23 protein-coding genes are annotated in these 21,123 nt (G+C 64.5%); 19 read left to right on the top strand and 4 right to left on the bottom strand.

Annotated features, from left to right (window positions below):
* Positions 1–62 precede the first annotated feature (62 nt).
* Entirely contained in the window at positions 63–926 is an 864-nt protein-coding gene (locus Q0094_RS01735) for a DUF1989 domain-containing protein (RefSeq protein ID WP_297614615.1), read from the bottom strand.
* Between the two features lie 216 nt (positions 927–1,142).
* Here Q0094_RS01735 and Q0094_RS01730 point away from each other — a divergent pair, with 216 nt between their 5' ends.
* From Q0094_RS01730 to Q0094_RS01685, 10 genes are all read left to right on the top strand, one after another.
* A complete protein-coding gene (locus Q0094_RS01730) occupies positions 1,143–1,631 on the top strand; it encodes a VOC family protein (protein ID WP_297614613.1) in 489 nt (162 codons plus the stop codon).
* Positions 1,632–1,726: 95 nt separating this feature from the next.
* A complete protein-coding gene (locus tag Q0094_RS01725) occupies positions 1,727–2,182 on the top strand; it encodes a universal stress protein (RefSeq protein WP_297614611.1) in 456 nt (151 codons plus the stop codon).
* 90 nt (positions 2,183–2,272) lie between these two features.
* Positions 2,273–2,836: a NifU family protein gene (locus Q0094_RS01720; RefSeq protein ID WP_297614609.1), complete on the top strand. Its 564-nt coding sequence runs from the start codon at positions 2,273–2,275 to the stop codon at positions 2,834–2,836.
* Positions 2,836–3,498, top strand: coding sequence for a tRNA (adenosine(37)-N6)-threonylcarbamoyltransferase complex dimerization subunit type 1 TsaB (tsaB, locus tag Q0094_RS01715; RefSeq protein WP_297614607.1), 663 nt, complete (start codon positions 2,836–2,838; stop codon positions 3,496–3,498). The genes Q0094_RS01720 and tsaB overlap by 1 nt, the downstream gene beginning before the upstream one ends.
* Positions 3,499–3,509: 11 nt before the next feature.
* Positions 3,510–3,944 (top strand): GNAT family N-acetyltransferase, encoded by a 435-nt coding sequence (locus Q0094_RS01710; RefSeq protein WP_297614605.1) that lies wholly within the window; start codon positions 3,510–3,512, stop codon positions 3,942–3,944.
* 162 nt (positions 3,945–4,106) lie between these two features.
* On the top strand, positions 4,107–5,105 hold the full coding sequence (locus Q0094_RS01705; RefSeq protein ID WP_297614603.1) for a BMP family ABC transporter substrate-binding protein: 999 nt from the start codon (positions 4,107–4,109) through the stop codon (positions 5,103–5,105).
* A gap of 92 nt (positions 5,106–5,197) precedes the next feature.
* The gene (locus tag Q0094_RS01700) at positions 5,198–6,730 is read left to right on the top strand and encodes an ABC transporter ATP-binding protein (RefSeq protein ID WP_297614600.1); all 1,533 of its coding nucleotides are present in this window, start codon (positions 5,198–5,200) and stop codon (positions 6,728–6,730) included.
* Position 6,731: 1 nt separating this feature from the next.
* Positions 6,732–7,850, top strand: a complete 1,119-nt coding sequence (locus tag Q0094_RS01695) for an ABC transporter permease (RefSeq protein ID WP_297614598.1) — start codon at positions 6,732–6,734, stop codon at positions 7,848–7,850.
* Between the two features lie 4 nt (positions 7,851–7,854).
* Entirely contained in the window at positions 7,855–8,832 is a 978-nt protein-coding gene (locus Q0094_RS01690; protein WP_297614596.1) for an ABC transporter permease, read from the top strand.
* On the top strand, positions 8,816–9,616 hold the full coding sequence (locus Q0094_RS01685; RefSeq protein WP_297614594.1) for a purine-nucleoside phosphorylase: 801 nt from the start codon (positions 8,816–8,818) through the stop codon (positions 9,614–9,616). The genes Q0094_RS01690 and Q0094_RS01685 overlap by 17 nt, the downstream gene beginning before the upstream one ends.
* A 102-nt stretch (positions 9,617–9,718) precedes the next feature.
* On the opposite strand, the gene deoD is transcribed toward Q0094_RS01685, so the two are convergent.
* From deoD to Q0094_RS01670, 3 genes are all read right to left on the bottom strand, one after another.
* Positions 9,719–10,423, bottom strand: coding sequence for a purine-nucleoside phosphorylase (gene deoD, locus Q0094_RS01680; RefSeq protein ID WP_297614592.1), 705 nt, complete (start codon positions 10,421–10,423; stop codon positions 9,719–9,721).
* A gap of 4 nt (positions 10,424–10,427) precedes the next feature.
* Positions 10,428–10,745 carry an H-NS histone family protein gene (locus Q0094_RS01675; protein WP_297614589.1) on the bottom strand — a complete coding sequence of 106 codons (318 nt, stop codon included), beginning with the start codon at positions 10,743–10,745 and terminating at the stop codon, positions 10,428–10,430.
* 103 nt (positions 10,746–10,848) lie between these two features.
* Positions 10,849–12,816: a protein meaA gene (locus Q0094_RS01670; protein ID WP_297614587.1), complete on the bottom strand. Its 1,968-nt coding sequence runs from the start codon at positions 12,814–12,816 to the stop codon at positions 10,849–10,851.
* 171 nt (positions 12,817–12,987) lie between these two features.
* On the opposite strand from Q0094_RS01670, the gene Q0094_RS01665 reads away from it, so the two are divergent.
* From Q0094_RS01665 to Q0094_RS01625, 9 genes are all read left to right on the top strand, one after another.
* Entirely contained in the window at positions 12,988–13,929 is a 942-nt protein-coding gene (locus tag Q0094_RS01665; RefSeq protein ID WP_297614585.1) for an ABC transporter permease, read from the top strand.
* Positions 13,926–14,750 (top strand): ABC transporter permease, encoded by an 825-nt coding sequence (locus tag Q0094_RS01660; protein WP_297614583.1) that lies wholly within the window; start codon positions 13,926–13,928, stop codon positions 14,748–14,750. The genes Q0094_RS01665 and Q0094_RS01660 overlap by 4 nt, the downstream gene beginning before the upstream one ends.
* A 58-nt stretch (positions 14,751–14,808) precedes the next feature.
* The gene (locus tag Q0094_RS01655) at positions 14,809–16,386 is read left to right on the top strand and encodes an ABC transporter ATP-binding protein (protein ID WP_297614581.1); all 1,578 of its coding nucleotides are present in this window, start codon (positions 14,809–14,811) and stop codon (positions 16,384–16,386) included.
* Complete coding sequence (locus Q0094_RS01650; RefSeq protein ID WP_297614579.1) at positions 16,383–17,828, top strand: aldehyde dehydrogenase family protein; 1,446 nt, start codon at positions 16,383–16,385, stop codon at positions 17,826–17,828. The genes Q0094_RS01655 and Q0094_RS01650 overlap by 4 nt, the downstream gene beginning before the upstream one ends.
* A 95-nt stretch (positions 17,829–17,923) precedes the next feature.
* Entirely contained in the window at positions 17,924–18,463 is a 540-nt protein-coding gene (locus Q0094_RS01645) for a hypothetical protein (RefSeq protein WP_297614577.1), read from the top strand.
* A gap of 4 nt (positions 18,464–18,467) precedes the next feature.
* On the top strand, positions 18,468–18,890 hold the full coding sequence (locus Q0094_RS01640; protein WP_297614575.1) for a thioesterase family protein: 423 nt from the start codon (positions 18,468–18,470) through the stop codon (positions 18,888–18,890).
* Positions 18,880–19,620 (top strand): SDR family oxidoreductase, encoded by a 741-nt coding sequence (locus tag Q0094_RS01635; RefSeq protein WP_297614573.1) that lies wholly within the window; start codon positions 18,880–18,882, stop codon positions 19,618–19,620. The genes Q0094_RS01640 and Q0094_RS01635 overlap by 11 nt, the downstream gene beginning before the upstream one ends.
* Positions 19,617–19,967, top strand: coding sequence for a hypothetical protein (locus Q0094_RS01630; RefSeq protein WP_297614571.1), 351 nt, complete (start codon positions 19,617–19,619; stop codon positions 19,965–19,967). The genes Q0094_RS01635 and Q0094_RS01630 overlap by 4 nt, the downstream gene beginning before the upstream one ends.
* A complete protein-coding gene (locus Q0094_RS01625) occupies positions 19,967–20,953 on the top strand; it encodes a P1 family peptidase (RefSeq protein ID WP_297614661.1) in 987 nt (328 codons plus the stop codon). The genes Q0094_RS01630 and Q0094_RS01625 overlap by 1 nt, the downstream gene beginning before the upstream one ends.
* Positions 20,954–21,123: the final 170 nt, after the last annotated feature.

The following is a 21,123-nucleotide window of genomic DNA, read 5'->3' as shown; positions in this document are numbered from 1 at the left end:
GTCAGGAAGTGATTTTTTGCTTGAGCCGTTGAGGGGTCGCAAAAGCGTGTTTTCAGGGGCGATCAGGCGCCGTGGCTGCGGTCATAACCGTTGATCGGCGCAGGCGCCCATGACCGTGTCAGATCACAATCAAACACCTCGACCAACAGCGGGAAACACGGCGCGCTGTCCGAGGAATGCTCGGACCCGCAATCGCCCCCCGGACAGGCCGACAAGGCCCCAACAAGATCGATTTCAGCCAATATATCAAGATGATCACCCGGACGCACGGGCGAGGCTTTCATGAAATATTGCCCGGTGTCACGGGTAAATCCCGTGCACATGAACACGTTGAGCACATCATGAATGTGCCGTTCGGCGTCGGACAGGGAAAGACCCGTTTCGGCGGCCAAGGCGCGCGTCAGGTTGGAATGGCAGCACTGGTGATATTGGCCACCATCCGACAACAGGCAATGCGTGTAGGGATCGCAGCGCGTGCCGATCACGTCATGAACCGCCCCCCCGAAATCGTCGATCCCATACCAATCGAGGCTGTCGGCCACCACGCTGGCCATCGGGCGCAAATGTGGCAGGCTCGACCACAAACGATCCCCGGTCGTCACATGGGTGCCGTGCAAGGCGCGGGTTTTCCCCGAAAAGAATCGCTCGGACAGATCATGCGCATGCCACAGGTTCAGATCGCCCACCTGCGGTCCTTCGACGGAACGGATGCGGATCACCTGCCCGGCGCGGGCGCGAAAACAGCGCGCTTGGCGGGGCGGAATGGTGACGCTGTCGCGCAAGATCAAGCCGCTGCGCGCGCCCGCGATCACCGCATCGGGCAGGCCGGGCAAAGTGGCGACCGGGTAGCAGACCACGGGCGCTATCGCGCGGCGGGCGGCGGCATCCACGGGCAGGGGCGATTCTTTCGGGCGGCGATTGGGCATCTGGGGTCCCCCTTTGGGCGGCGCGACACTGACGCGCGGTCGGGCGATAGCATATCCCCGGCACGCAGGATGCGAAAAGCCCCCAAGACAGCACCTTGAACCAGGGCTTTGGCGCGGGGCGCGGTCGAACGCCCTGCGCACAGCCGGTCTGCGCCGGCGCGCAGGGACACGCGCCGCTGCCTGCGCAATACTGACCCCAGATCAGGAGAGTCGACCATGAACCCAACCCATCCCAGCCCCACGGGCGCCCTTATCGGCCATGTGCATCTAAAGGTATCGGATCTGGAAAGATCCATTGCCTTTTACCGCGATGTCATCGGCTTGCAGGTGCAGCAGCGCTACGGCGAACAGGCGGCATTCCTGTCCTTTGACGGCTACCACCACCATCTGGGCCTGAACACCTGGCACAGCGCGGGCGGGCCACGCCCGGCCCCCGAGGCCACGGGGCTGTATCACACCGCCTTTCTCTTTCCAGACCGGGGGGCTTTGGCGCAAGCGTTGCGCCGGGTGCTTGCGGCCGGTGTGGCGTTGGATGGGGCGGCCGATCATGGCGTGTCCGAGGCGATCTATCTCAGCGACCCCGATGGCAATGGCATCGAACTCTATCGCGACCGTGCGCCCGAGGATTGGCCGCGCGACGCCGATGGACAGTTGCAGATGATCAATGCACGGCTGGATCTGGCCGGACTTCTGGCGCTGGCCTGACGCGGCAGACCGCCCAGCCGCCCGGCGCCTCGTGCGAAGCGGTGGACAGAGCCGCGCACAGGCGTCATGCTGGGCTGCCGATACAGGGAAAACCGATGCGCAAATTCCTCGTGGTGTTGGACGACACCCGCGAATGTCTGAACGCGATGCGCTTTGCCGCAATGCGCGCCGCCCATACCCAGGGCGGGGTCGAGATCTTGTCGATCATCCCGCCCGATGAGTTCAACCACTGGATCGGCGTGGCCGAAATGATGCGTGCCGAAGCGCGCGAGCGAATCGAGGCGCATTTCAACGTCTTCGCCAAATGGATGCGTGACCGCCAGGGGGTCGATCCCAGCCTTGTCATCCGCGAGGGTGAGCCGGTGGCGGAAATCCTCGACCATATCCGCACCTCGCCCGAGATCGGGGTGCTGGTGCTGGGGGCCGCGGCCGGCAAGGGGGGGCCGGGGCCGCTGGTGACCGCGATGGTGCGTCAGGCGGGCACCCTGCCCGTGCCCATCACCATCGTTCCGGTCGAGCTGAGCAAGGAACAGCTGGAAAGCATCACCTGAACCTGAACCCGGTCCGGTTTAGAATCGTTCCAAAACTTGACACTGGCCGGTCTGACCCGCATATCTGACGAAACCGATGGGATTACGCGCATGTTCATCCAGACCGAATCCACCCCCAACCCGGCGACGCTGAAATTCCTGCCCGGCCAGACCGTGCTGGATATGGGCACCGCCGATTTCCCCAATCCCGACGCCGCCGGGAAATCGCCGCTTGCCGCGCGTATCTTTGGCGTGGCGGGCGTGACCGGCGTGTTCTTCGGAACCGATTTCGTCACCGTGACCAAGGCGGAAGCCACCGCCTGGGACCACATCAAGCCGGCCATTCTTGGCGCCATCATGGAGCATTATCAATCGGGTGCCCCGGTGATGGAGGGCGAGGGCGGGGCCTCGGGCGGTCATGCCGAGCACAGCGGCGAAGACGCAGAGATCGTGGGCCAGATCAAGACGCTGCTTGATACCCGCGTGCGGCCCGCCGTCGCCCAGGATGGTGGCGACATCACCTTTCACGGGTTCGACCGGGGGGTGGTCTATCTGCACATGAAGGGTGCTTGTGCGGGGTGCCCGTCCAGCACGCTGACGCTGAAGATGGGGATCGAGAATTTGCTGCGCCACTACATCCCCGAGGTTCTCGAGGTGCGCCCCGTCAACCTGTGATGGCCGCTTCCAAGCCCCTGATCCTGGCTTTCGACACCTCGGCCGCGCATTGCGCGGCCGCTGTTTTGTCGGGCGAGACGATACTGGCCCATGCCCATGAGGCCATGGAAAAGGGTCAGGGCGAACGTCTGATGCTGGTGCTTGCCGAGGTGGTGGCGGCAAGCGGCGCGTGCCTGGCCGATCTGGATGCCATCGGGGTGGGTGTGGGGCCCGGCAATTTCACCGGCATTCGCATTGCGGTGTCGGCCGCGCGCGGTCTGGCGCTTGGGCTGGGCATTCCCGCTGTGGGCGTCAGCACGCTCGAGGCGCTGGCCCATGATCTGCCGCGCCCGATCACCGTGATCGCGGATGCGCGCCGAGGCGAGGTTTATGTGCAGGCGTTCGATGGCGCAGGCGCGGGTGATCCGCTGTTGCTGACGCCGGGTGATCTGCCCCATCTGATCGCTGGCGGCGCTGTCACCGGATCGGGCGCGGGCATGGCGGTGGCGACGCTGCCGGGGCTGGTGGTTTTGCCCCCTGCCCTGCCGCTGGCCGAAGCGATTGCGCGGATCGCGGCGCTTCGCTGGCGCGACACGGATCTGCCGCGCCCTGCGCCCATGTATCTACGCGCCGCCGATGCCGCCCCCGCGCGCACGGCCGGGCCGATGATCTTGCCCTCATGACACCCGCCCGGATGGCGCAGATTCACGCCGCGGCCTTTGCAGGCCATGGCCAGATCTGGTCAGAGGCCGACATCGCCGCGATGCTGGCGCGCCCCGTGATCCATGCCGTCAGCCTTGGGTCTGAGGGCTTTGCACTGGTGCAGATCGTGGCGCCCGAGGCGGAACTGCTGACCATCGCCATCGACCCGCACACACAGGGAAAAGGGCATGGCGCGGCGCTGTTGCGTCAGGTGATGGATGCCGCGCTGGCCGCGGGTGCTCAGGATCTGTTTCTGGAGGTGGCAGCCGACAATGCCCGGGCGCTGGCGCTCTATGGGCGGGCGGGGTTTGTGCGAACCGGCCTGAGGCGCGGATATTACGCGCGCCCCGGATCGGCCTTTGTGGATGCCCTGACGTTGCGCCGGGTGCTGAGCGCCCAAAAACCCGGCAGCGGCGCAAACAGTTGACGTTGCGGCATCAATTTCGACGCTTGCAGCAGACAGAATCCAGTTGACCCAGTGATCGCCCTTTGCCCTTATTCAGAAGGGGTTCGCTTCCAGACCTTGCAGATAATCGTGACCAGCGGGCAAGATGATGCGCCGCGGATCATTTCAACCGGGAGATACACAATGACCATGAAGACCATGCTGATGGGCGCCGCTGCTGGCTTGGCCCTGTCCGCCTCGGGCGCGCTGGCCGACGGGCCGGCGATCATTTTCGACCTTGGTGGCAAATTCGACGGCTCCTTCAACGAGGCGGCCTTCAACGGCGCCGAGCTTTGGGCCTCTGAAACCGGGGGCACCTACAGCGAGATCGAACTGACCTCGGACGCACAGCGCGAACAGGCGATGCGCCGTCTGGCCGAAGCGGGTTCGAACCCGATCGTGATGGCAGGCTTCAGCCAAGCAACCGCCTTGTCGGTCGTGGCGCCCGATTACCCCGACACCAAATTTGTCATCATCGACGGCGTGGTCGATGCGCCCAATGTGCGCTCGGTCATCTTCTCGGAACATGAAGGCTCCTACTTGGTCGGCATGCTGGCCGCGATGGCCTCCGAAGCGGGGATTGTCGGCTTTGTCGGCGGCATGGATATTCCGCTGATCTCGCGCTTTGGCTGCGGCTATGCGCAAGGCGCGGCTGCGGTGAACCCTGCGGTCACCGTCATCGCCAACATGACCGGCACGACGCCCTCCGCATGGAACGATCCGGTGCGCGGGGGCGAATTGACCCGCGGCCAGATCGCCCAAGGTGCTGATGTGGTCTATGCCGCTGCCGGCGGCACAGGTTTTGGTGTGCTTCAGGTCGCAGCCGACGAGGGCATCCTCTCGATCGGTGTGGACAGCAACCAGAACCACCTTCACCCCGGCTCGGTCTTGACCTCGATGCTCAAGCGGGTCGACGTGGCCGTGCATGACGCCTTTACCACCGGCCCCGAAGTGGTGACCGGCGTCCATGTCTTCGGTCTGGCTGAAGAGGGCGTGGGCTACGCGCTTGACGACAACAACGCCGCGCTGATCACCGCCGAGATGCAGGCCGCCGTCGATACCGCGCGTGCTGCCATCATCGCGGGCGAGATCAAGGTGCACAATTTCACCGATGACGGCACCTGCCCCGTGCAGATGCAGTAATCGCATGGCGGTTTGAAACCGGCGCGGGCCGTGGTGGCATGATCACCGCGGCCCGTTGCCCATCGGACCCGCACGGGGGAGCAAGCCAGCCCATGACAGACGCGCCCGCCATCGAACTCAGGGGCATTTCCAAATCCTTTGGCCCGGTTCTGGCCAACCGCGACATTTCCATGTCGGTCGCGCGGGGCACGATACATGGCATCGTCGGCGAAAACGGCGCGGGGAAATCGACGCTGATGTCGATCCTCTATGGCTTTTACAAAGCCGACGCGGGCGAAATATTCATCAATGGCACTGCTACCGCCATCCCCGACAGCCAAGCCGCGATCCGCGCGGGCATCGGAATGGTGCACCAGCATTTCAAGCTGGTCGAGAATTTTACCGTCGTCGAAAACGTGATCCTTGGGGCCGAAAACGGCGCGATGCTACGCCCTTCGATCGCCAGGGCGCGCAAGCTCTTGGCGGAGTTGTCCGAGGAATATGGCCTCAAGGTCGACCCCGATGCCGTGATCGAAGACCTGAGCGTGGGACACCAGCAGCGGGTCGAAATCCTCAAGCAGCTTTATCGCCATGCCGATATCCTGATCCTCGATGAACCCACGGGCGTCTTGACGCCCGCCGAGGCCGATCAACTGTTCCGCATCCTCGAACGGCTCCGCGCCGAGGGCAAGACCATCCTCCTGATCACCCACAAGCTGCGCGAGATCATGGAGATCACCGACACCGTCAGCGTGATGCGCCGCGGCGAGATGACCAATACCGTCAGGACCGCAGACACATCGCCCGCAGAGCTGGCCGAGATGATGGTGGGCCGCAAAGTGCTGTTGCAGGTCGACAAGACACCCGCCACCCCCGGCGAGGTTGTGCTGAAGGTCAGCGATCTGCGCGTGCGCCGCGGCGGGGTCGAACGGCTCAAGGGGGTGTCCCTTGAGATCCGGCGCGGCGAGATCCTTGGCATCGCCGGCGTCGCAGGCAATGGGCAGACCGAGCTTCTGGAGGTGCTGGGCGGCATGATCACGGCCAGCGGTGGGGCGGTCAGCCTGTTTGGCAGCGGGCTTGATATCACCCGATCAGCGGCCAACGGGCAAAGCCGCCGCGCCATGGGCATCGGCCATGTCCCCGAAGACCGTCAGACCGAGGGGCTGATCATGGGCTTCGAGGCATGGGAAAACGTGGCCTTTGGCTATCACCATGATCCGAAATACAATGTCGGGCCGTTGATGGATCACGCCGCGATCAAGGCCGACTGTGTTGACAAGATGGCGCGCTATGATGTGCGCCCGCCCAATCCGCGCCTGCCCGCGCGCAGTTTTTCAGGCGGCAATCAGCAAAAGATCGTGGTCGCCCGAGAAATGGACCGCGCGCCCGATCTGCTTTTGGTGGGCCAGCCCACGCGCGGCGTCGATATCGGGGCCATCGAATTCATCCATCGCCAGATCATCGCCCTGCGCGATCAGGGCAAGGCGATCTTGCTGATCAGCGTCGAGCTGGACGAGATCATGGGCCTGTCCGACCGCATTGCGGTGATGTTTGACGGGCGCATCATGGGCGAACGCCTGCCAGATCAGACCGACCAGCACGAACTTGGCCTGTTGATGGCGGGCGTGACCGAGGGGGCGGCCTGAGATGGACCGGATGCCGAAATGGGCCGACGTCGTCTTGATCCCGCTGATCAGCGTGGTTCTGGCGTTCATGGTGTCGGGGCTGGTGGTGGCGATCATCGGCGAAAGCCCGTTGCGCGCCATGCAGATCATGCTGCGGGGCGCCTTTGGGTCGGCCTATGGCTGGGGCTACACGCTCTATTACGCCACGAACTTCATCTTTACCGGGCTGGCGGTGGCCGTCGCCTTTCACGCGCGGCTGTTCAACATCGGGGGCGAAGGTCAGGCGGCGCTGGGCGGGCTTGGGGTGGCGGTGATCTTGCTGGCGGTGGATTGGCCGCACTGGTCGCTGGCGCTGGCCGCCGCGATGGGCTTTGCGATGCTGTTTTCCGCCGCATGGGCGGCCGTGCCAGCCTATCTTCAGGCCCGGCGCGGCAGCCATATCGTGATCACCACGATCATGTTCAACTACATCGCCTCGGCGCTGCTGGTGTATCTTCTGGTCAATGTCTTTCGCGTCGAAGGCTCGATGGCGCCCGAAAGCGCCAGCTTTGCCGCGACCACCCATCTGCCCAATGCCGCCGATTTCGCGGGCGGGCTTGGCTTTCGCGGGTCGACACCGCTCAACATCTCGATCTTTCTGGCGCTGATCGCCTGTGTGCTGGTGTGGCTTTTGATCTGGCGCACGCGTCTGGGCTATGAAATCCGGTCGTTTGGCCATTCCGAAACGGCCGCCGTCTATGCCGGGATCAACCCGACCAGGATCATCATGATCACCATGCTGATCTCGGGCGCGCTGGCGGGCATGATGGCCGTGAACGTCGTGATGGGCGAAGCCGAGCGTCTGGTCCTCGATTTCGTCGAAGGCGCGGGGTTCGTGGGCATCGCGGTGGCGCTGATGGGCCGGTCGCATCCGGTGGGTGTGGTGCTGGCCGCGCTTTTGTTTGGCGCGCTCTATCAGGGCGGGGCCGAATTGCAGTTCGAAATGCCCGCCATCAGCCGCGAGATGATCGTGGTCATCCAGGCCTTGGTGATCTTGTTCACCGGGGCGCTGGACAACATGGTGCGCATGCCCGTGCAAAGCATTTTCCTGTCGCTCAAGCGCCGCCGTGACAATGCCGCGCGCCCCAACCCGGCGGAGTGACGCGATGGAATTCCTGACCATCTTGCAAATCCTCGACAGCACGGTGCGGCTGGCCACACCGCTGTTGCTGGCCTGTCTGGCCGGGCTCTATTCCGAACGGGCGGGGGTGTTTGATATCGGGCTCGAAGGAAAGATGCTGGTCGCGGCGTTTTTCGCGGCCGCGATTGCCTATACCTCGGGGTCGGTCTGGGTCGGGCTTTTGGCCGGGGTGGCGGCGTCGATGGTGCTGGCGGTGCTGCACGGGATCGCCTCCATCACCTTTCGGGGCAATCAGCTGATTTCCGGGGTGGCGATCAATTTTCTGGCCGCAGGGCTGGCCGTGGTGATCGCACAGACCTGGTTCGCCCAAGGCGGGCGCACCCCGCAGCTTCCATCGGATGCGCGCTTTGGCAACATCGTGCTGCCGGGCGCGGAATCGACCATTCGCGGCATCGCACAACAAGGCCCCTTGGGTCAGGTCTATTCCGAATTGATCTCGGGTCATTCGATACTGGTCTATCTGGCGCTGGCAATGGTGCCGCTGACATGGTGGGTGCTCTATCGCACGCGCTTTGGCTTGCGGTTGCGCGCGGTGGGCGAAAACCCCGCCGCTGTCGATACGGCGGGCATTTCGGTGGTGGGCTTGCGCTTTGCGGCCGTGATGATCGCAGGCGTCTTGTGCGGCATCGCGGGGGCATATCTGTCGACCGCGCTGTCGGCGGGCTTTGTCAAGGACATGAGCGCAGGGCGCGGTTTCATTGCGCTGGCCGCGCTGATCTTTGCCAAGTGGCGCCCATGGTATGCGCTGTCGGCCTGTCTGCTGTTTGGCTTTTTCGATGCGGTGGGCAATCGCTATCAGAACATCCAACTGGGCGAATTCGTCGTGCCGGTGCAGTTCATGCAGGCCTTGCCCTATATTCTGGTGGTGATCGTGCTGGCGGGCCTTGTGGGCAAGGCCATTCCGCCGCGCGCAGGGGGGGAGCCCTATGTCAAGGAACGCTGACGCACTTGCCGCACTGATTCGTGAGCGCGCCGGCGCCGCGCCGCCCGCCTATGGCATGGTGCTGGGATCGGGGCTGGGCCACATCGCGGAAACGGTCGACGGCGTGGCGATCGACTATGCCGAGCTGCCGGGCTTTCCCCATGCGGGCGTGTCAGGGCACACGCCCAAGCTGGTGATCGGCACGCTCGAAGGCCAGCGCGTCGCCATTTTCGGGGGCCGCGCGCATTACTATGAAAGCGGTCGGGGCGACGCGATGCGCCTGCCGCTGGAGGTGCTGAAGGCGCTGGGGGGCGAACGGCTGATCCTGACCAATGCGGCCGGATCGATGCACCCCGACCTGAACCCCGGCGATCTGATGCTGTTGTCGGATCATATCAATTTCTCGGGCCTGAACCCGCTGATCGGCGAGAAAACCGATGCCCGCTTTGTGCCGATGACAAAAGCCCATGACCCTGCGATGCGGTCAGCCCTGAAAGCGGCCGCCAAGGCCGAAGACATCCCGCTGATGGAGGGCGTCTATGCATGGTATTCCGGCCCCTCGTTCGAGACCCCGGCCGAAATCCGCGCCATCCGCATCCTTGGGGCCGATGCAGTCGGCATGTCCACCGTGCCCGAGGTGATATTGGCACGGTTTCTGGGCCTGCGCGTGGCGGCGATCTCGACCATCACCAACAAGGCGGCGGGGCTGTCGGACGAACAGATCAGCCATGAGCACACCAAAGCCATGGCGCCCTTGGGCGCGGCCAAGCTCGAACGCATCCTGCGCCGCATGCTGCGCGGCTGAGGGGGGGGCGGAAAACACGTGTTTTCCGCACGGGAAAACCCGGGTTTTCCCGGCCCGGAAACAGGCGTTTTCAAGTGGCAAAGCCGCCGCCGCACGCGTGGCTCAGGCGAAAGCCGCTTCCAGCGCGATCTCGACCATGTCGGAAAAGCTTGATTGCCGGTCGGCAGAGGACAATTCCTCGTGCGTGATCAGATGGTCCGAGATGGTCAGAACCGCCAGGGCGCGCACCCGGTAGCGGGCGGCAAGGATGTAAAGCTCGGCCGCTTCCATCTCGACGGCCAGAACACCGTGGCGCTGCAACTGTTCGGTCAGATCGGCGCGTTCATCATAGAACACATCCGAGGAATAGATGCCGCCCACATGGGTCGGCACCCCCCGCCGCTGGGCCGCGGCTTGTGCGGCCGCAAGCAGCCCGAAATCGGCACAAGGCGCGAAATTCAGGTCACGGAAAATGCCCCGCGATGGGGTCGACAGCGATGAACAACTCATGGCCAGAACGATATCGCGCACCGCGATGTCGGACTGCATCGCGCCGGCCGATCCGATCCGGATCAAGGTCTTGGCGCCGTAATCGCGGATCAGCTCATTGGCATAGATGGACAGGCTGGGCATGCCCATGCCGGACCCGTGTATTGTGACGCGGTGCCCGCGCCACAATCCGGTATAGCCCAGCATTCCCCGCACCTGATTTACACAAACAGGGCTATCCAGAAACCGCCGGGCGGCCCATTCGGCACGCAACGGATCACCCGGTAACAAGATCGTCTCGGCGATCTCGCCCGGCTTTGCGCCGATATGGACGGTCATGCCCTCAGATGGCCAGAGAGGCCATGGGCTTGCCCGCAGCAAGCGCGGCCTTCACCCAAGCGGGTTGACGGCCACGGCCCGACCATGTCTGCGACGGGTCATCGGGGTTGGCGTATTTCGCAACGCCCTTGGCCGTGGTCCGTATGACGGGTTTCGCACCCAACAACTCTTCAACCGTAAAGCCATGCTCTTTGGCGACGGCGCGCACGGCTGCAAGCGCATCCGACCGGCGCTTTTTTTTGTATCCCTTGATCGCAGCTTCGACTTCTTTTTGATAAGCCTGCAATTCAGAAAGGCTCATGTTGTCGATATTCTTGGCCATTTAAACGGTCCCTTGGCTTGAAAAACACATCACCGTTGCCCGATAACATGAAAAAAGGCAAGCGGCGATAAAAAAGGGATGGCCTTGCACGCAAGATGCGGTGTCACTGGGCCGCTGTTTGCATCGTGTCGGCCAATGCCACGATATCCATCATGATGCGGTTCAATTCGAAATCCTTGGGCGTGTAGACCCGCGCCACGCCAAAGGCTTTCAGCTTTACGGCATCTTCATCCGGAATGATCCCGCCGACCATGACGGGAATATGGTCCAATCCCGCGGCGCGCAGACGGGCCATGACGTCTTCGATCAAGGGGACATGGCTCCCCGACAAAATCGAAAGCCCGATGACATGTGCGCCCTGTGCGCGGGCGGCGGCGACAATTTCCTCGGGCGTCAGGCGGATACCTTCATAGGTGATGTCCATGCCGCAATCGCGTGCCCGAAAGGCGATTTGTTCGGCGCCGTTGGAATGACCATCCAACCCGGGCTTGCCCACCAGAAACTTCAACCGCTGGCCCAGACGGTCGCTGACCGCATCAACGGCCGCGCGGAGATCGTCCAGCCCTTCGGTCTTGTTCGACATGGATTTCGACACCCCTGTGGGCCCGCGATATTCGCCATGCACCGCACGCATCACACCGGCCCATTCGCCGGTCGTGACGCCGGCCTTGGCGGCTGCGATCGAGGCGGGCATCACATTGCGCCCTGCGCGTGCAGCGGCGCGCAGATCGGCCAGAGCGGCCAAGACAGCCGCCCCATCGCGACCGGCGCGCCATGCCTGCAAGCGGCCGATCTGATCGGCTTCGACCGCGGGGTCGACCACCATGATGCCACCATCTTCACCCATCAACGGCGAGGGTTCGGTCGCGGTGTAGCGGTTCACGCCCACCACCACGGTTTCGCCCCGTTCGATCCGATTGACCCGGTCGGCATTGCTTTCGACCAGACGCGCCTTCATGTAGTCGATGGCCGCAATCGCGCCGCCCATCGCATCAAGATTGGCCAATTCCGCCCGCGCGCCTGCCTTGAGTTCGGCAACCTTGGCATCCACGACCGGGTTGCCATCGAAAAGATCGCCATATTCCAAAAGGTCGGTTTCAAAGGCCATGATCTGCTGCATCCGCATCGACCATTGCTGATCCCATGGGCGCGGCAGGCCCAGCGCCTCATTCCAGGCGGGCAATTGCACCGCACGGGCCCGCGCTTTTTTCGACAGCGTGACCGCGAGCATTTCGATCAAGATGCGGTACACGTTGTTTTCGGGCTGCTGCTCGGTCAGGCCAAGGGAATTGACCTGAACACCATAGCGGAAACGGCGGTATTTCGGATCGATGACACCATAGCGCGTCTCGCAGATCTCATCCCACAGATCGACAAATGCGCGCATCTTGCACATCTCGGTGACAAAGCGGATGCCCGCATTCACGAAAAACGAGATGCGGCCGACCAGCACCGAAAAATCCCCGGCCGGAACCCGCGGGCGCAATTCGTCGAGCACCGAAATCGCTGTCGCCAAGGCAAAGGCCAGTTCCTGTTCGGGCGTCGCGCCCGCCTCTTGCAGATGATAGGAACACACATTCATCGGGTTCCATTTCGGCACATGGACATAGCAGTATTCCGCCACATCCGCGATCATCGCCAAGCTTGGCTTGGGTGGGCAGATGTAGGTGCCGCGGCTGAGATATTCCTTGATCAGATCATTTTGAACCGTGCCCTGCAATTGGGTGATATCGGCCCCCTGTTGCTCGGCCACCGCGATATAGAGCGCCAAAAGCCATGGCGCGGTCGCGTTGATCGTCATCGAGGTGTTCATCTGCTCGAGCGGGATCTGATCGAACAGCGTCGCCATGTCGCCCAAGTGACAGATCGGCACGCCGACCTTTCCCACCTCGCCCCGTGCCAGCACATGATCGCTGTCATATCCCGTCTGGGTGGGCAGATCGAAGGCCACCGAAAGCCCCGTCTGCCCCTTGGCCAGATTGCCGCGATACAGCGCATTGGATGCCTTGGCGGTCGAATGACCGGCATAGGTGCGAATCAGCCACGGGGCTTCACGATGTGGGGCGGTCATGGGCGGCTCCTGCGCGGCATTCGGCAATAAGATTTCGTAATGCGGGGTATATTGACAATATTATGACCTTGTCAATTCGCTGCGACGCGGCGCGACACCCGAGCGACCCGGCACCCGATGGCTGCAACTGCCCTCTGGCCCCGATGCGCGGTGCAAGGTAGCGTGCCTGTCATGCTGCGATATCTATTCACCCGCGCCTTGTCTCTTGGGCTCAGCCTGATTCTGGCGAGCGTGGTGATCTTTGCCCTGATCGAGGTGATCCCTGGCGATCCGGCCAGCTACATGATGGGTCTGAACGCGACCGAAGAAAACCTTGCCGCGCTCAGGGCCGAGCTGGGCCTCGAAGGGTCCGGGCTTGACCGCTACCTGTCGTGGGTCGGCGGCATGCTGACGGGGGATTTCGGCATCTCCTACACCTATCGCGTGCCGGTGGCCGATCTGGTTGTGGACCGTATCTGGGTCTCGCTGCCGCTTGCGCTCTATGCGCTGACACTCTCGACGCTGATCGCTCTTCCCATCGGCATCCTTGCGGCGGCACGGCGTGGGACATGGGCCGATCACGGCATGATGGGGGTGACACAGCTGGGCATTGCGGTGCCGAATTTCTGGTTTGCGATGCTGTTGGTGCTGCTCTTCGCCGTGAGCCTGCGGTGGTTTTCGGCGGGGGGATTTCCCGGATGGTCCGACCCCCTTGCCGCGATCAAGGCGCTGACCCTTCCGGCGGTGGCACTCGCGCTGCCACAGGCGTCGATCCTGGCGCGTGTCATGCGTTCGTCGCTTCTGGACACGCTCGATCACGACTATATCCGCACCGCGCGGGCCAAGGGCCTCACGCGCTCACAGGTCATCGGCCGCCATGCGCTCAGGAACGCGTTGATCCCCGTCTTGACGATCATCGGGTTGCAATTTTCGTTCCTGATTGCGGGCGCCATCATCATCGAGAATGTGTTCTTCCTGCCGGGCCTTGGGCGGCTGATCTTTCAAGGGATCACCCAGCGCGACCTGATCGTGGTGGAATCGGTGACCATGCTTCTGGTCTTTGGCGTGATCCTGGTCACCTTTGTGATCGATCTGGCCTATGCGCTGGTCGACCCAAGGCTGCGCCGCAAATGAGACGGCTTCCCCTTGCCCTGATCATCGGTTCCGGAGTGTCGGGCCTGTTCTTGCTTGCGGCGCTGATCTCGCTGGTCTGGGTCCCGCATGCCGTTGATGGCGTGGCCATCGCCAACCGCCTGCAATCGCCCTCCGATCTGCACCCCTTGGGCACCGACCATCTGGGGCGCGACCTTTTGTCGATGCTGATGGTGGGGGCGCAGACCTCGATCGCGGTGGCACTGTTGGCGGTCGGAATAGGCATCGCCGTCGGAGTGCCGCTCGGGCTGGCGGCAAGCGCCAAGCGCGGCGGCTGGCTGGACGAGGTGATCATGCGGACCAATGACCTGATCTTCGCCTTCCCCTCGCTGGTCATCGCCATCCTGATCACCGCGCGCTATGGGCCATCGGCCACCAATGCGATCCTGGCCATCGGCATCTTCAACATCCCCGTTTTCGCCCGCGTGGCGCGTGGGGCGGCATTGCCGCTTTGGACCCTCGACTACATCCTTGCCGCGCGCACTGCAGGAAAGGGCCAGTTCCGTATCGCGGGCGACCATATCTTGCCCAACATCACCAATCTGCTGATCGTGCAGGCGACGATCCAGTTTTCGCTGGGTATTCTGGCCGAAGCGGCGCTGTCCTATGTCGGGCTTGGCGCACAACCGCCCGTGCCAAGCTGGGGCCGGATGCTGGCCGAAGCGCAGACCATGATCTACACCCATCCCATGCTGGCGGTTCTGCCGGGGCTGGCGATCGTGGGCATGGTTCTGGGCCTCAATCTTTTGGGCGATGGGCTGCGCGATGGGCTAGACCCACGGCTGCGGCGGGGGCGGACATGATTTTTCGTACGAAAAATCACATCGTGCGAATTTTCGTACGAAAATTCGGGAGCCGCGCATGATCGAGATTGCCGGGCTATCGCTGGCCATTCATGGCACCCCCATCCTGCGCGATGTCTCGTTTGGCATCGGCGCCGGCGAGATCTTCGGGCTGGTCGGCGAAAGCGGTTCGGGCAAATCCCTGACGGCGCTGGCCCTTATGGGGCTCTTGCCGCATGGTGCGCGCGTGACCGGGGCGGCAAGGCTGGGCAATAGCGATCTGCTGGCCCTGACAGAGCCCCAACTGTGCCGCATCCGGGGCAACCAGATCGGGATGATCTTTCAAGAACCGATGACGGCGCTCAACCCGGTGCAGACGATCGGACATCAGGTGGCCGAAACGCTGGTGATCCATGGTCGTGCAACCCGCGCCGCGGCGCTTGGCATTGCACGCGACCGGCTCGACCGGGTGGGTTTGTCGGCGATCCCGCTCGACCGCTACCCCCATGAGCTGTCGGGCGGTCAGCGTCAGCGCGTCTGCATTGCGGCGGCCATCGCGCGGAACCCGCGCCTGCTGATCGCCGACGAACCCACCACCGCCCTTGATGTCACCACGCAAGCGCAGATTCTTGCGCTGCTGAAACGGCTGGTCGCCGAAGATGGCATGGCTTTGCTTCTGATCACCCATGACCTTGCCGTGGTGTCGGACATGGCCCACCGCATCGGCGTGATGCAGGCCGGTGAGATCGTGGAAACCGGGCCCACCCAAACCGTGCTGGCCCAGCGCCGTCACCCCTATACGGCGGCGCTTTTCGCGGCCTCGGCCCATCGCCCCGACCGCAAGGCACAGCCGACGCCCGAGCCGCTTCTGGTGCTGGATGCCGTCACGCGCCACTATCCCGGTCCGCGGCACGGCCTGCGGCGGGGCCCGGCCCATGTGGCGGTGAAAGATGTCAGCTTCACCTTGCACACGGGCGAAAGCCTTGGGCTGGTGGGCGAAAGTGGCTGTGGCAAATCCACCCTGACGCGGGCGATCCTCGGGCTGGACCCGATCCAGAGCGGCAGTATCCGGCTTTTTGGCCATTCCATCGGGCCGGGCATGCCGACCGATTTGCGTGCGGACCTTCAGGGCGTCTTCCAGGACCCCTACGGCAGCTTCAACCCCCGTTGGCGGGTCGACCGAATTGTGGCCGAACCCTTTCACCTGATGGCCAAGGCCCCCCAGGGGGCAACACGGCGCGACCGGGTCGCCGAGGCGCTGACAGCGGTTCGTCTTTCGCCCGATGACATGCTGAAATACCCCCATGAATTTTCGGGCGGACAGCGTCAGCGCATCGCGATTGCGCGCGCGCTGATCACGCGGCCCAGAATACTGGTTCTGGACGAAGCGGTTTCGGCTCTCGATGTCTCTGTGCGCGCGCGCATCCTTGATCTTCTGGCCGAATTGCAGGGGGAATTCGGTCTGTCCTATCTGTTCATCAGCCATGATCTGACGGTGGTGCGCGCCATCACGGACCGGGTGATGGTGATGCACGCGGGTGAGATCGTGGAACAGGGCCCCACCGCCACCGTGTTCGACGCGCCCACCCACCCCTATACGCGCCAACTGCTGGACGCAGCCCCGCGGCTGCTTGACATGGAAAGGGCACCCTCATGACGCCTTGGTTCGACCCGTCGCGTGTTTTCATCGGGGGCCACTGGCAGGCCCCCGCCACGGGCGAAACGCTGCCGGCGATCGATCCCTCGACCGGGCAGGAGATCGCCCGCATCGCCCGCGGCACCGCCGCCGACATCGACGCCGCGGTCAGGGCCGCACAAGGCGCGCTGGCGGGCGAATGGGGTGCCTTGCCCGCTTACGCCCGGGGCCGGATGCTGGCGCGGCTGGGCCAGCTTGTGCTGGACCACACCGAAGCGCTGACCGCGATGGAGGCTGCCGATGTCGGCAAGCCCCTGACACAGGCGCGGGCCGACGTCATCGCGTTGGCGCGGTATTGCGAATTCTACGCCGGTGCCGCCGACAAGCTGATGGGCGAAACGATCCCGTTCCAGAACGGCTTTACTGTCTACACCCTGCGTGAACCCCACGGCGTCACGGGCCATATCGTGCCATGGAATTATCCGATGCAGATCATCGGCCGATCGGTTGGCGCGGCGCTGGCGGCGGGCAATGCCTGCGTGCTGAAACCCGCCGAAGAGGCCTGTCTGACCGCCCTGGCCTTTGCCGATCTGGCGCGTCAGGCGGGTCTGCCGGCGGGTGCGCTGAACGTGGTGCCGGGTCTTGGGCTTGAGGCAGGTGCAGCACTGACCGCCCATCCGGGCATCGGCCATATCTCGTTCACCGGGTCGGTGGCCACCGGCCGCAAGGTGCAGGCGGCGGCGGCCGAAAACGTCGTGCCCGTCACGCTGGAACTGGGCGGCAAATCCCCGCAACTGGTGTTCGCCGATGCCGATCTGGATGCGGCTCTTCCCTATCTGGTCACTGCGGGCATCCAGAATGCGGGCCAGACCTGTTCGGCATCCTCGCGCATCCTTGTGCAACGATCGCTTTACGGGGCGCTGTGCGAACGGATGGCTGCTGCGTATCGTGGCCTGACCGTCGGGCCCGCCAGTGCCGATCTGCGCATGGGCCCTCTGATTTCGGCCCGCCAGAAAGACATCGTGGAGCGCTATCTTGCCATGGCCGACCCCGCCCATATCCTTGCGCGCGGCCAGCTTGCCGCCGACCTGCCGCCCGGCGGCCATTACATCGCCCCGACCCTGATCGCGGGCCCCAGCCCTGACCACCCGCTGGCACAGGAAGAAATCTTTGGCCCGGTGCAGATCATCTTGCCCTTCGAAGATGAAGATGACGCCATCCGCATCGCCAATGGCACGCCCTATGGCCTTGTCGCATCCGTCTGGAGCCGCGACGGGGGCCGCCAGATGCGGCTGGCCAAACGGCTGCGCGCGGGGCAGGTGTTTCTCAACAATTACGGCGCGGCGGGGGGCGTGGAACTGCCCTTCGGCGGCACGGGCCTGTCGGGGCATGGCCGCGAAAAGGGGTTCGAGGCGCTTTACGCCATGACCACCCTCAAGACGGTGGCGGCGCTCCACGGCTAAGGGCCGAGGGCCCGACGGGACCGGCGCAAAAGGCGCCGCTTCCATCTGATCGGGGCCTGCATTAGGCTTGCGTCATGCGGATGACGGAGCGGCCCATGAGCCTTGGAAAATTCCCCACCTTCTTTGTGCTTCTGGGGATTGCCGCGCTGTCGGCGGCTGTCTTTGGCGCCTTGCACAATCAGTTGAGCTACGCGGTCGGCCCCGACTATTTCCACAAGATCAAATTCCCCCAATTCGGCATCCCGGCCGACATCTCGCCACGGCTGGGCGCGGCTCTGGTCGGGGCACAGGCCAGTTGGTGGATGGGGGCGCTGGTGGGGTTGCCCGCCTTTGCGCTGGGGCTTTTCAGCGTGCCCAACGCGCGCAGCTATCTGGCCGCCGGGATCGGGGCGATCGGGCTGGTGATCGTGCTGGCCACATCGGCGGCTTTGGCTGGACTGATCGGGGGGCTGATCGCCGATACCACGGGCCTGCTGGATCAAGCGCTCAGCCTGCCCGATGGCGTGGCGCGCTCTGATTTCCTGCGGGCGGGCTTCATGCATGACGCGGCCTATGTCGCGGGTGCATTGGGCGCGCTTCTGGCGATCTGGCCGATGCGGCGCGCGCGCGCAGTCGATCTGCGCCGGGCGGGTTGAGGCGATGGAAACGCTGCGCCGCCCCGTCGCCCCCCGCGATTGCGATATCCTCGGCCATATGAATGTCGCGGCCTATATCGAAGCGGTGTCGGATGCGATGTTTGGCATTCAAACCGCGGCGGGTCTTGATCGCGGCGCGCTTGCCGCCACACAACGGTCCTTTGTCGCGGCTCACATTGCGGCCGATTACCGGGCCGAAATGCTGGCCGGCGAGGTGTTCACCATCAACAGCCATGTCCTGCATGTCGGCACCAAATCCGCCCGCTTTGGCCATCGCATGACCCGCCTGAGCGATGGGGCGACGGTGTTTCAGGCCGAGAATGTCTCGGTCTTCTTCGATCTGATGACGCGGCGCGCCGTGGCGATCCCCGATGATCTGCGCCACGCACTGAACCGCTTGAGGGAGGCACAACCCGATGAGACTTGACGGCAAGACCGCCATCGTGACGGGCGCGGCATCAGGATTTGGCGCAGGCATCGCGCGCATCTTTGCCCGCGAAGGCGCAAGCGTGATGGTGGCCGACATCAACACACCCGCAGCCCGGACCATCGCCGCCGAGATCGGCGGGATCGCCCATGGCGTCGATGTGGCCAACGCGGCTTCGGTCGCCGCCATGGTCAAGGCCGCGCGCGACGCATGGGGCCGCATCGACATCTTGGTCAACAATGCAGGCATCACCCATCTTCCCAAACCGATGGAGGAAGTGACCGAGGAAGAATTCGACCGCGTGCTCGCCGTCAACGCCAAATCCGTCTATCTGACCGCGCGCGAGATCGTGCCGGGGATGAAGGCGGCGGGCGCGGGGGCCATCCTCAACATCGCCTCCACTGCGGGGCTGTCGCCCCGGCCGCGTCTGAACTGGTACAACGCCTCAAAGGGCTGGATGATCACCGCGACCAAGACCATGGCGGTTGAGCTGGCCCCCTTTGGTGTCCGCGTCAACGCGCTTTGCCCCGTGGCGGGTGAAACCCCGCTTCTGGCCAGCTTCATGGGCGAAGACACGCCCGAGATGCGGGCGAAATTCCTGTCCACCATCCCGCTTGGCCGCTTTTCCACGCCACAAGACATGGGCGAGGCCGCGGCCTTTCTGTGCTCGGATGCGGCAAGCATGATCACCGGGGTGGCGATGGAGGTCGATGGGGGCCGGTGCATATGACCGGCTGGACCCGCCATGATCTGCCTGCCGACATCATCGTGCATGCGGGCGATTTCATGAACCAACCCGCGGCCTATGCCGCCATCCTTGCGGCCTGTCCTGCGCTGGACCTGACCCATGTTGAGGTGATCCATGGCGCGCCACGGTTGCGGCTGGCGGCGCGGTTCGATCCTGCCGCCGCCGCCACCATCGAAACCGCAGCCCTTGGCCAGAATACCGTGATCTTGATCCTTCCCGCGGCCTATCAGGGTCTTGAGTGCCCGCTGCCCGATCGCCCCGACCTGCCCCGGCTCGGGCTCTGGCGCGGGCGCATCCCGCATCTGGTCGCCGACAGGGGTGCGCCATGATCCGCCCCGGGCCGCGCAATCTGATCACCGATGTGGCGGGGCTGGCGGTGGGCCATGCCAGCGATGCGCGGATCAAGACCGGCGCCACCGTTCTGGTCGGCGCGCGCCCCTTTGTCGCCGCCGTTCATGTCATGGGCGGCGCACCCGGCACGCGCGAGACCGACCTTCTGGCCCCCGACAAGCTGGTGCAGGAAGCCGACGCGCTGGTCCTGTCGGGGGGATCGGCCTTTGGGCTTGATGCCGCATCGGGCGTGGCCGATGCCCTGCGCACACGGGGTCGCGGCTTTGTCGTGGGCGATCAGACCGTGCCGATCGTGCCGGGCGCGATCTTGTTCGACCTGATCAATGGCGGTGACAAGGCATGGGGCGAAAACCCCTACAAGACCTTGGGCGCGGTCGCGCTGGACAACGCGGCGGCCGATTTTGCGCTGGGATCGGTTGGCGCGGGCACCGGCGCGCTGATTGCCGACCTCAAGGGGGGCCTTGGCTCTGCCTCGGCGCAATGGGGGGGCTATACCGTCGGCGCGCTGGTCGCGGTCAATGCGCTGGGGCGCGTGACGGTGGGCGACGGGCCGCACTTCTGGGCCGCCCCTCATGAGATGGGCCGCGAATTCGGCGGGCTTGGCCCGGCATCGGGCTTTGATCCCGGCGCGGTTCCCCCGGTCAAGGGCGGCGCAGGGCGCAACACCACCATCGCGATCGTGGCCACCGATGCCGCGCTGACCCAGGCACAGGCCACGCGGATGGCCATAGCCGCCCATGACGGCATGGCGCGCGCGATCTGGCCCAGCCACACGCCGATGGATGGCGATCTGGTCTTTGCCGCCGCCACCGGGGCACGGGCGCTTGGCGATGACACGGCGGTGCCCTTGATGCTGGGCCATATGGCGGCGCTGTGCCTGTCGCGGGCGATTGCGCGCGGCGTCTTTGCCGCCACCCCCGCCCCGGGCGACGTGCAGCCCACATGGGGCGCGCGTTTCGGGTAGGGGCGCAAGGCCACGACATGCGCAAAAGGCAGCGGATGGCAGGGGCCTGCCGCTGCCAAGGCTGATACGACGCGATTTGGGATGCCAAGCTCCGCATGACCCAAGGCTTGCCGCGGGTGGGGCACGCAAGCGGCCATCCGGTGCCCGGTTGGGGCATGTGTGCCACATGC

Source organism: uncultured Roseicyclus sp., from assembly GCF_937892565.1.
Classification (GTDB): domain Bacteria; phylum Pseudomonadota; class Alphaproteobacteria; order Rhodobacterales; family Rhodobacteraceae; genus Roseicyclus.
The sequence above is the reverse complement of the archived record's forward strand: the minus strand, read 5'-3'. Positions and strand labels throughout refer to the sequence as shown.